Genomic DNA, 11,061 nt, shown 5'->3' on the forward strand with positions numbered 1-11,061 from the left:
GTTGCGCCATCCGGGTCACGAATCCGCGCCCGGCGCGCTCCCGGCGGCCCGGCGTTCGTAGTCCGCGCGCGCCGCGGAATGGGCCGCTGAAGCCAAAACCCGGTCCGCGCCGAGTGCTCGCGCGATCGACTCGCCCCATCGCCTCGGCAGCAGCCGCGTGATCCTGCCCATAGTTCCCAATGATCGCGGCACGAACACGTCGAACCGGGGGAATCGCAGCGCGTCCACAATGGCGTGCGCCACATCCTCCGGCCGTACCGACTTGAAGAACTTCGCCTCGCCGAGCCCGCTCGCGAGTTCCGTCCGCACGATCCCCGGCATCACACACGAGACGAGCACGCCGCTGCCGTGCAGTTCCAGATGCACCGCCTCGGACAGCCCGACGACGGCGTGCTTCGTCGCGCAGTACGTCGCCGCACCGGGGAACCCGGCCTTGCCCGCCATCGAGGCGACGTTGACGATGTGCCCGGTGGCGCGCGGGCGCATCCGCCGGATCGCCTCGCGCGTGCCGTGCACGACCGCGTGCAGGTTGATCTCGAGCTGGCGGCGAGTCGATGCGTCGTCCTCGTCCGCCAGCTCGGAAAGCGGCATGATGCCCGCGTTGTTGATCAGCACGTCGATCGGCCCGACGCGCTGCTCGACCTCGTCGAGGAACGCGGTGAACCCGGCGGTGTCGGTGACGTCGAGGCGCAGCGCCACGACGTCACCGCCGAGTTCGGCGGCGGTCTTTTCCGCGCGGACCTCGTCGAGATCGCCGATCACCACGTGCGCGCCGAGCCGGGCCGCCGCGGCGGCGGTGGCCGCCCCGATGCCCTGCGCGCCGCCGGTCACGACGACGACCTTCCCGGTGAGCGAACGCGGTTGCTTGGCCATGACAGTGCTCCTCTTCGTCTTCAGTGACTCCAAGGTTGTTGGCGATCCGTCAACTATGGTGCGCCCCCGCCGCCGATCCCGCTACCCCACGCGCTGTTCGAACACCTGCCCGATCCAGCCGTCGACGTTGAACCGCACGGTCGGCTTGAACCCCTGCCCCTCGTAGTACCGCTGCAACTGTCCGTCACCGCCGGCCCAGCAGTCGACGCGGACGAGGTCGATCCCCCGGCGCCCCGCCTCGTCCAGCGCGTACTCGAGCAGCCTGGCGCCGACCCCGTGCCCGGTGAAGCGCCGCGACGTGATCAGCAGCCCGACGTAGATCTCCCGCTCCTCGACCTTCTGCACATGCGTCGGGCACTCCTCGGTGACGATCAGCGCGCCCGCGGGCTCGCCGTCGACCTCCGCGATCCGCAGGCCCGGATCGGCCGCCATCCCCCGCACGCGCTCGATCCGCTTCGGGATCTCCGACCACGGCTCGGTCCCCCACTGGCCGGGACTGCCGCGCGAGACCAGCCAGGCCACCGCGTCGTCGAAGAATCCCAGCAACGTTTTCTCATCCCCAGTATCACCCGAACGGATGACGATTTGACTCATACTCTCCTGTTTACAGGACCGCGAGGCTGTCGGCCGACAGTTCGTGCCGCGTCATCGCTCTGGTCCGGATCAGCCCGCCGATCCGCGGTGTTCGACACGCACGACGCGGGCCCGTCCGCGTCCGGACCGGTGCGCGGCCCGGACGCGGCGGTGTTCGCTGGGACTACCTGGCCGAAAGGGGCACCAGTTCGTAGCCGACGCTTGACTGCGAGCCGTCCGGTGCGGTGACCGCGGCGATGCCGACGATGTGCCCGGCGTCGTTGATGCCGGTGGCCTCCGCCAGCCGTACGTTCCGGGTCGGTGCGATCAGCGTGTTGAGTTCGGTCGCGTGGCCGTTGCGGTAGAGGAAGCCGTTGCCACTGCCCACCAGGTCGAGGGGCGGGATCACCCCGTCCTCGCCGACGATGTCACCGTGGCTGTTGATCGCCGCGGCTCGCGCGGAATTCGTGCCCGTGCCCGGGACGTTGAGGTCGACCGCCTTGCCGTTGGCGTACAGCACCGCGTGGGGCAGGTTGGGCGGGGCGCCGGGCGGGAGAGCGTCGCCCACCGCCTGGCCGGCGGTGTTGATGGCCAGCGCTTCGGCGGAGGGGCCGCCGTTGAGCGAGCCGAGTGAGCTGAGATTCCCGTTGACCCACTGTGCGGCGAGCTTGTCCCCGTTGGCCTGCGCGGCATCGCCGACCACCACTCCGGTGCCGTTGACAGCGAGCGCCTCGCCGGTCCTGCCCCCGGGGAACAGCGGCAGGTTGGTCACCGTCGGGCCCTGCTTGAGCCACGGAGTGCCTGCGATGCCGCCCTGCGTGCCCACGATTTGCTGTTTGTCGTTGACCCCGAGTGCCTCGGCCGTCCCGGTGGGATTCACGCCGAGATCGGTCCCGGTGGCGCCGGGACCCTGCCAGCTGACCGGCCGGGGCACTTCTGCCACGCCGCCGGGGAAAACCACGACCTTCCCGTACCGCCCGACCACCATGCCCTGGTCGTTGATGGACAGTGCCCTGGTTTCCTCGCGCAGGCTGGCGCCGCTGCCGGGCGCGTTGAGGAAGACGGGGGTCTTCGAGCCGGCCTTGAGGATGAACCCTTTCTCCCGCCCTTGGGACGACGGGTCGGTACCGAGACCGATGATGTCACCGTGCGCGTTGATCCCGCGGTATTCCAGCGTGGTCGCGGAACCGAGCACGAGTCTGTACTGCGGTGCCGGGGCCGCCTCCGCAGTGGGTGCGGACATGCCGATCACCCCGGCCATCGCGCCTGCGGCCACCACGGCCGCCGGTAAGCGCTTGCGCATGAAACCCTCCTTGGTGTGACGCCGGAAACGTCATCACGCAATACGGACCGGGGTTACATGTCGCCGGCTAATCCCGTGGCCTCGCGCCCGCCGCACATGCTTGTGTTGTGCCATGATCACCCGCACCGTGACCAACGGGGAAGTACCACTGCACGTCGTCGACCACGGCGGCGACGGACAGGCGATCGTGCTCCTGCACGGCGGCGACCGGTCCAGTGACGACTGGACCGAGATCGCCGGACGCCTGCGCGCGCTCGGCCACCGCCCGGTCGCCGTCGACCTCCGTGGCCACGGCCGGACACCGGCGGCGCCGTGGTCGTGGGACCTCGTGCTGTCCGATGTCACCGCGGTGAACGAGGCGCTCGGTCTCGTGCGGCCCGCCGTCGTCGGGCACTCGCTCGGTGGCATGATCGCCGCGCTCTGGGCGGCGGACCACCCGGACTGCCCGCTCGCGGTCAATCTCGACGGACACGGAAATCCCATCCACGCCAGCCAGTACGCGGGACTCGCACCCGACCAGGTGACCCGGGCGCATACGGCGCTACGTGCCGAGTTGGAGAGCATGGGCGCGGGGCTCGACGACTACTTGCTGACGGTCGTACGCGCCTTCGAAGTCCTCGACCGTTTCGGGGCCTATCGCCGGGCTCAGGGTCCGCTGGTGGTCACCCGGTCGTCCCGCTCGATGGCGGGTCTGCTGCCCGAAGCGGTGCGGGACACCTGGCGTGCCCACGAACGCTGGCTGGGCGAACAGCTCACCGCGCTCGCGGCCGACGGCGTGCTGGAACTCGTCCACACGCCGACCGGCCACGACGTCCACCTCGAAGAGCCCGCGCTGGTGACCGACCTCGTCCACGACCGGCTCTAGCTCCCACGCGACGGTCCGTGAATGCCACATTGAGGGACTCAGAGTCCCTCAATGTGGCATTCACGGACTTCTGGAAGGGGATCAGGCGACGCCGAGATGGCGCGAGATCAGCATCTTCTGCACCTCGCTGGTCCCCTCGCCGACCTCGAGGATCTTGGCGTCGCGGTAGAAGCGGCCCACCGGGAACTCGTTCATGAAGCCGTAGCCGCCGAAGATCTGCGTGGCGTCGCGCGCGTTGTCCATCGCGGCGTTCGACGCGACGAGCTTCGCGATCGACGCCTCCTTCTTGAACGGCTCGCCCCGCAGCATCTTCGACGCCGCCTGGTAGTAGGCCAGCCGCGCGGTGTGCGTGCGGACCTCCATGTCGGCGATCTTGAACTGGATCGCCTGGTACTCCCCGATCCGCCTGCCGAAGGCGATGCGGTCCTTCACGTACTTGAGGCACTCGTCGACGCAGCCCTGCGCCAGCCCGACGCTCAGCGCGGCGATCGCCACCCGCCCCTCGTCCAAAATGGACAGGAACTGGGCGTATCCCCTGCCCCGCTCGCCGACCAGGTTGTCCACCGGCACCCGGACGTCCGAAAAGGACAGTTCGTGGGTGTCGGAGCAGTTCCAGCCCACCTTCGAGTACTTCGGCGCGACCGCGAAGCCCGGAGTCCCCGACGGCACGATGATCGCGGAGATCTCCTTGCGCCCGTTCTCCATCACGTCGGTGACCGCGGTGACGGTCACCAGCTTCGTGATGTCGGTGCCCGAGTTGGTGATGAAGGCCTTGCTGCCGTTGATGATCCACTCGTCGCCGTCGAGCCGCGCCCGCGTGCGGGTCGCCCCGGCGTCGGAACCGCCGCCGGGCTCGGTCAGCCCGAAACCACCCAGCGCCTCGCCCGCGCACAGCGCCGGGAGCCACTTGTCCTTCTGCTCCTGGCTGCCGAACCGGTAGATCGGCATCGCCCCCAGCGAAACCCCGGCTTCCAGGGTGATCGCGACCGAGGAGTCGACCCGCGCCAGCTCCTCCAGCGCCAGGCACAGCGCGAAGTAGTCGCCGCCCATGCCGCCAAACTCCTCCGGGAACGGCAGGCCGAACAGGCCCATCTCGGCCATTTTCGCGACGAGCGCGTACGGGAACTCCTCCCGCTCGTACAACTCGCCGATCACCGGGGCGACCTCACTGTGCGCGAAGTCCTCGACGGTCTTGCGCAGCGACTCGTACTCGTCGTCAAGGCGGAAGTCGATCACGATTTCTCCTCGTGGGGTTGCACGACGGCAAGGGTTTCGTCCAGCGCGACCTGTTGGCCTGCCCGGACCGAGAGTTCGCCGATCACACCGTCGACCGGCGCGGTGACGGTGTGCTCCATCTTCATCGCCTCGACGACGAACAGCGGCGCCCCCGCGGCGACCACGTCGCCCTCGGCGACCTTCACCACCAGCACGGTGCCGGGCATCGGGCTGGTGACCGGCCCGGCACCGGCCGCCTCGCCACGAGCGGAGAGCACGTTTTCCTGTTCCCCGAAGGCGAAGCCGTGCCCGTCCCCGGCCAGCCAGACCGTCCGGTCCGGTCCGCAGGCCTGCCGGAAACGCCGGAAGCCGGTGGGATACCGCACCTCCAGCACGTCCCCGTCCCGCCGCGCCGAAACACGCACCGGTTCGCCGTCCCCGACGGTGACCACCGCGTCGGTGGGGGTGCCCTCGACCTTCACCACTGCCTGCTCGGTCCCGGCCTTCAGCCGGAAGGTGACACCACCCGAGCCACCGAGCCGCCAGCCGCTCGGCACGTCCCACGGGTCCACAATGGACCCGGACGGCTGGAGCTCCAGCAGCCGGTCCAGCGCGGCGGCGGCGAAGAACTCCTCCGGCACCGCCGAAGAGACCAAAGTGGACAGCCGACGGTCGACGAGTTCGGTGTCGAGCTTTCCCTCCCGCACCTCGGGATCGGCCAGCAATCCGCGCAGGAAAGCGATGTTCGTGCCGAGACCGAGCAGTGCGGTGTCGGCCAGCGCGAGGTCCAGCCGGTGCAGCGCGGACGCGCGGTCCGGGCCGTGCGCGATGACCTTGGCCAGCATCGGGTCGTAGTTCGAGCCGACCACCGCGCCCTCGGACATCCAGGAGTCGACGCGCACGCCGTCGCCGGACGGCTCGTGCACGGCCAGCACGGTCCCGCCGGTCGGGATGAACCCCCTGGCGGGATCCTCGGCGTAGACCCGCGCTTCGACCGCGTGCCCGGTCAGCCGGACGTCGTCCTGTGCCAGCGCGAGCGGTTCGCCCGCCGCGACGCGGACCTGCCATTCGACCAGGTCCAGCCCGGTCACCAGCTCGGTGACCGGGTGCTCGACCTGCAGGCGGGTGTTCATCTCCATGAAGAAGTACTCGCCGGGGTCGTGCGCGGACATGATGAACTCGACCGTGCCCGCGCCGACGTAGCCGACCGAACGCGCGGCCTCGACCGCGGACGCGCCCATCTTCGCGCGCGTCGCCTCGTCCAGCAGGGCCGACGGCGCCTCCTCGATGATCTTCTGGTGCCGCCGCTGGAGGCTGCACTCGCGTTCGCCGAGATGGATGACGTTCCCGTGCCGGTCGGCGAGCACCTGGATCTCGATGTGCCGCGGCGTGGTGACGAACCGCTCCAGCAGCAGCGTGTCGTCCCCGAAGGAACCCTTCGCCTCCCGGCGCGCGGACTCGATCGCGGCGTCCAGTTCGGACGGTTCGGTGACCAGCCGCATGCCCTTGCCACCGCCGCCCGCGGACGGCTTGAGCAGCAGCGGATACCCGACCCGCGCCGCGGCCTCGGCGAAACCGCCGTCCGGAATGTCCACATCGGACGCTCCGGGCACGACGGGGACGCCGGCCGCGGACACCGTCGCCTTGGCCCGGATCTTGTCGCCCATCGCGTCGATCGCGGTCACCGGCGGGCCGATGAACACCAGCCCGGCCTCCTCGCACGCCCGCGCGAACCCGGCGTTTTCCGCCAGGAACCCGTAGCCGGGGTGCACCGCCTGCGCGCCGGTGTCGAGCGCCGCCTGGACGATCGCCGGTATCGACAAATAGCTTTTCGCCGCCTCGGCGGGGCCGATGCGGACGGCCGCGTGCGCCTCGCGGACGTGCCGCGCACCGGCGTCCGCGTCGCTGTACACCGCGACCGACCGGATGCCCAGCTCACGCAGGGTCCGGATGACGCGGACCGCGATCTCGCCCCGGTTGGCGACCAGAACCGTGTCGAACATAGTCACATCCTGAAGACGCCGTAGTTGACCTCGGACAGGGGCGCGTTCGCCGCCGCCGACAGCGCGAGCCCGACCACCGTGCGGGTGTCCGCCGGGTCGATCACGCCGTCGTCCCACAGCCGCGCCGTCGAGTAGTACGGGCTGCCCTGCGCCTCGTACTGCGCACGGATCGGGTCCTTGAACGCCTCTTCGTCCTCAGTGGACCATTCACCGCCCCGTGCCTCGACGGCGTCGCGGCGGACCGTGGAGAGCACCGACGCCGCCTGCTCGCCGCCCATCACGGAGATCCGCGCGTTCGGCCACATCCACAGGAACCGCGGCGAATACGCGCGGCCGCACATCGAGTAGTTCCCGGCGCCGAAGGAACCGCCGATGATCACGGTCAGCTTCGGCACCCTCGCGCACGCGACGGCGGTGACCATCTTCGCGCCGTGCTTGGCGATGCCGCCGGCCTCGTACGCGCGGCCGACCATGAACCCGGTGATGTTCTGCAGGAACAGCAGCGGGATCGAGCGCTTGTCGCACAGTTCGATGAAGTGCGCGCCCTTCATCGCCGACTCGGCGAAGAGCACGCCGTTGTTCGCGATGATCCCGACCGGGTGACCGTGGATCCGCGCGAACCCGGTGACCAGGGTGGCGCCGTACTCCTTCTTGAACTCGGCGAACCGGCTGCCGTCGACGGTGCGGGCGATCACCTCGCGGACGTCGTAGGGCACGCGCGGGTCGGTCGGCACGACGCCGTAGAGCTCGGCCGGGTCGACGGCCGGTTCCTCGACCGGGGTCACGTCCCACGGGCGCGGCGCGCGCGGCCCGAGCGTCGACACGATCGAGCGAACGATGCGCAGCGCGTGCGCGTCGTCGTCGGCGAGGTGGTCAGTGACGCCGGACTGGCGGGCGTGCACGTCGCCGCCGCCGAGTTCCTCGGCCGTGACGACCTCGCCGGTCGCGGCCTTCACCAGCGGCGGGCCGCCGAGGAAGATCGTGCCCTGGTTGCGCACGATGACCGCTTCGTCGCTCATGGCCGGGACGTACGCGCCGCCCGCGGTGCACGAGCCGAGCACCGCGGCGATCTGCGGGATGCCGTGCGCGGACATGGTCGCCTGGTTGTAGAAGATCCGGCCGAAGTGCTCGCGGTCCGGGAAGACCTCGTCCTGCCGGGGCAGGAACGCGCCGCCGGAGTCCACCAGGTAGACGCACGGCAGGTTGTTGTGCAGCGCGACCTCCTGGGCGCGCAGGTGCTTCTTGACCGTCATCGGGTAGTAGGTGCCGCCCTTGACGGTCGCGTCGTTGGCGACGATCACGCATTCGCGGCCGGACACCCGGCCGACACCGGTGATGATGCCCGCGGACGGGGCCTCGTCGTCGTACATCCCGGTGGCCGCGAGCGGGGAGAGCTCCAGGAACGGCGAACCCGGGTCGAGCAGGGCGTCCACCCGGTCGCGCGGCAGCAGCTTCCCGCGTTCGACATGGCGGGTGCGCGCCTTCTCCGAACCGCCCAGCCGCGCGGTGTCCATGCGCTTGCGCAGGTCCTCCACGAGCTCGGCGTGCGAGGTGGCGCTCCGGGCGTACGTTTCACTCCGTGGATCGGCGGAGCTGGTCAGTACCGGCGTATCCATGACTCCCTCATCACCGCTGGGTACGTGAACAGGTTAGCGGTCGCTAACACGTTAACGACCGCTAACCCGTCTTGTCCAGCGGTGCGGAGGGAGATCAGCCGATACGGGACTTCAGCGTCGCGTAGTAGCCGCTCGACTGCCCGGTCGCGGTCGGGTGGTAGGACTCCTCCACCGGCCAGGTCAGGCTGTGCAGCCACCGGTCGGACGAGCAGATCTCGTGCCCGCCGAACGGCGCCCGCATGTCGATGAAGGTAGCCCCGGCGGCCGAAGCGCGCTTGGAGATCGTGGAGGCGAGCGCGTCCGAACCGGAGTTGATCGCCGAGCGCTTCGCGTCGGACAGCCCGACGTTGCACGAGCCCGGCACCTTGTAGATGTGCGGGTAGCCGAGCACGACGAGTTTCGCGTTCGGCGCCTTCTGCTTGATGGTGCCGTAGACCTTGTCGAGCAGGCCGGGCAGCGTGCCGTTGACGTAGGTCTTCGCCTGGTTCACCCGGTTGACGCAGGCGTTGTCGTCGTTGAGGGTGCAGGTCTTGATGACGTCGACGAAGCCGGCGTCGTTGCCCCCGACGGACACGGTGACCAGGGTGGCCCCCGAGGTCACCGAGGAAGCTTGGCTGATGACGTCGCCGGTACGAGCCCCAGAGCAGGCGACGAAGGTGAGCTTGGTGCCCGAGTGGGCGTTGGCCCACAGGTGCGGGTAGGCCTTGGAACTGCGCATGCAGTTGCCGGAGTCTCCGTAGTCCCCGGCGCCGACGCCGGAGGAGTAGGAGTCGCCGAGCGCGACGTAGTTGGCGGCCTGGACCGCGCCGGCGGTCCCGGCGAGGCCGAGCGTGGTGAGAGCGGCGACGGCCGCGGCCGTGCACCATCGGACAAGGGAACGGGAGGATACGCGCATAGTCACTCCTTCGTGACAGCCTGACGGGGACCGAGCATTACAGGCCAGTCCTCCACCGCGAGGGTGGTTTTCCCCAGATGACCCGCTTGGCCCAGTCAGGAAGTCGTGGTCAGTTCTGCCGTGCTTGCCGCCGAAGAGAGCCCGCAGACGCCGTTAGCGACCGTTTACTATGGTCCGATGCCGGCGAATCCCACCCCACTCGCGAACGGCGCGAAGGCGAACAGGCGTGAACAAATCATGGCCGCCGCCGCCGAGCTGTTCGCGCATCACGGATTCCACGGCGTCGGCATCGACGACATCGGCGCCGCCGTCGGGATTTCCGGGCCCGCGTTGTACCGGCATTTCCGCAGCAAGGACTCGATCCTCGGCGAGATGCTCAACTCGATCAGCCGCTACCTGCTCGACGGCGGCACCGCGCGGGCCGGGCTCGGTGCGCCGGAGGACGTGCTGAGCGAGCTGGTGCGCTTCCACGTCGACTTCGCGTTGCAGCACCCGGCGCTGATCACGGTGCAGGAACGCAACCTCGCGAACCTCACCGACAGTGACCGCAAGCAGGTGCGGGCCCTGCAACGCCAGTACGTCGAGGTGTGGGTCCGCGCCATCCGGGACACGGTGTCCGGGCTGAGCGAACGCCGGGCCCGCTCGGCGGCACACGCCGTGTTCGGGCTGATCAACTCGACCCCCTACAACCGCCATCTCGGTGACGAGGAACTGACCGAGCTGCTGTGCCGCCTCGCGCTCGGTGCGCTGCGCGCGGCCGAGTGAGCGGGCGGGCCGCCGGGCCGGTTCCGGGTATCCCCACGATCACCGCCGCTGGTGTTTGATAGGGGCTGTGGACCCGGACAGGAGCGAGGACGAGCGGCGGCTCGTCGAGAAAGCGCAGCGCGCGCTCATCGCGATCAGCCTCGGCGAGGACGCCGAGGCGCTGGACCAGGTCGCGCCCACCGCGGCCGAGCCCCAGGCGCGCTCGGAGGAGACCAAGGCGCTGATGCTGCTGCTGTTCGGCGAGTGCAGCGCGATGGTCTCGACGCTCGGGGACGGCGGCAGCGCACCGGTGAAGGTGCAGGTGTTCGACGAGGCGGGCGAGGAGGTCTCGATCGATCAGGCCGACCCGCCCGTGCGCACGGCCGTGCGGACGCTGCTGGCCGAGGTACACGGCAACACGGCGGCCGCGCGCGAGCAGGTCGAGATCGCGCTGGCCAACGCCGCCCCCGACGAGGTCGACTCGCTCGTGCTCCAGGCCCTGCGCTGGACCATCCGGCTTTCGGTGGAATGCCTGGACCGCGACCTCCCGGTGGCCCCCTGGATCTCCGACGCCGTCGCGGGCTGAGCCCCGGATTCCCTTACCCACCAGGCTCTTTCCCTCTAGCCCGGCCCTCTCCCCCACCTGAGGTCACCCCCACCCGCCCTGGGGGGCGACCCCGCAGCAATCCTATCGCCGGGGTCCGACAAAACCGCCGCGAAAGCCGCGGAGGGCGCGTTTTGTCCACATGTGCTCCATAGCTGTGGACAACTCCGGAAATCGGGCGCGTCAGGCGTCTTTCACGGCGTGGGGACGCCCTCGGACGCAGTCATCCCGAACGACGCATCACGGACGGCGTCGGCTCCCGGGGCCGGGCGCTGAAGGACGCCTTCAGTGCGTTGGCCGCGCTGAAGGACGCCTTCAGTGCATCGAGCGCACCGAAGGCGTCCTTCAGCACACCCCGGCCACAGGAACG

Annotated in this window: 10 protein-coding genes; 3 read left to right on the forward strand and 7 right to left on the reverse strand. The window is 69.8% G+C overall.

Going from position 1 to position 11,061, the window contains the following annotated elements; all coding sequences use genetic code 11:
- Positions 1–15: 15 nt before the first annotated feature.
- The 3 genes from ABD987_RS29345 to ABD987_RS29355 form a co-directional block, all read right to left on the reverse strand.
- Positions 16–897: an SDR family oxidoreductase gene (locus ABD987_RS29345; RefSeq protein ID WP_345401657.1), complete on the reverse strand. Its 882-nt coding sequence runs from the start codon at positions 895–897 to the stop codon at positions 16–18.
- 57 nt (positions 898–954) lie between these two features.
- On the reverse strand, positions 955–1,467 hold the full coding sequence (locus ABD987_RS29350) for a GNAT family N-acetyltransferase (protein WP_345400977.1): 513 nt from the start codon (positions 1,465–1,467) through the stop codon (positions 955–957).
- 163 nt (positions 1,468–1,630) lie between these two features.
- Entirely contained in the window at positions 1,631–2,749 is a 1,119-nt protein-coding gene (locus ABD987_RS29355) for a hypothetical protein (RefSeq protein WP_345400980.1), read from the reverse strand.
- Between the two features lie 112 nt (positions 2,750–2,861).
- On the opposite strand from ABD987_RS29355, the gene ABD987_RS29360 reads away from it, so the two are divergent.
- Entirely contained in the window at positions 2,862–3,614 is a 753-nt protein-coding gene (locus tag ABD987_RS29360) for an alpha/beta fold hydrolase (protein WP_345400983.1), read from the forward strand.
- An 81-nt stretch (positions 3,615–3,695) separates the two neighbouring features.
- Here the strand turns inward: ABD987_RS29360 and ABD987_RS29365 are convergent, their stop codons facing one another.
- The 4 genes from ABD987_RS29365 to ABD987_RS29380 all read right to left on the reverse strand — a co-directional run bounded on the left by ABD987_RS29365 (position 3,696) and on the right by ABD987_RS29380 (position 9,343).
- Entirely contained in the window at positions 3,696–4,850 is a 1,155-nt protein-coding gene (locus tag ABD987_RS29365) for an acyl-CoA dehydrogenase family protein (RefSeq protein WP_345400986.1), read from the reverse strand.
- Positions 4,847–6,832 (reverse strand): ATP-binding protein, encoded by a 1,986-nt coding sequence (locus ABD987_RS29370; protein WP_345400989.1) that lies wholly within the window; start codon positions 6,830–6,832, stop codon positions 4,847–4,849. The genes ABD987_RS29365 and ABD987_RS29370 overlap by 4 nt, the downstream gene beginning before the upstream one ends.
- Positions 6,833–6,834: 2 nt before the next feature.
- Positions 6,835–8,448: a carboxyl transferase domain-containing protein gene (locus ABD987_RS29375; RefSeq protein ID WP_345400992.1), complete on the reverse strand. Its 1,614-nt coding sequence runs from the start codon at positions 8,446–8,448 to the stop codon at positions 6,835–6,837.
- A gap of 94 nt (positions 8,449–8,542) precedes the next feature.
- On the reverse strand, positions 8,543–9,343 hold the full coding sequence (locus ABD987_RS29380; protein ID WP_345400995.1) for an SGNH/GDSL hydrolase family protein: 801 nt from the start codon (positions 9,341–9,343) through the stop codon (positions 8,543–8,545).
- Between the two features lie 177 nt (positions 9,344–9,520).
- On the opposite strand from ABD987_RS29380, the gene ABD987_RS29385 reads away from it, so the two are divergent.
- Together ABD987_RS29385 and ABD987_RS29390 are read left to right on the forward strand one after the other, a co-directional pair.
- Positions 9,521–10,108 (forward strand): SACE_7040 family transcriptional regulator, encoded by a 588-nt coding sequence (locus ABD987_RS29385; RefSeq protein ID WP_345400998.1) that lies wholly within the window; start codon positions 9,521–9,523, stop codon positions 10,106–10,108.
- Positions 10,109–10,175: 67 nt separating this feature from the next.
- Entirely contained in the window at positions 10,176–10,673 is a 498-nt protein-coding gene (locus ABD987_RS29390; protein ID WP_345401001.1) for a hypothetical protein, read from the forward strand.
- Positions 10,674–11,061: the final 388 nt, after the last annotated feature.

The sequence above is a fragment of the Amycolatopsis samaneae genome, from assembly GCF_039541975.1.
GTDB lineage: Bacteria > Actinomycetota > Actinomycetes > Mycobacteriales > Pseudonocardiaceae > Amycolatopsis > Amycolatopsis samaneae.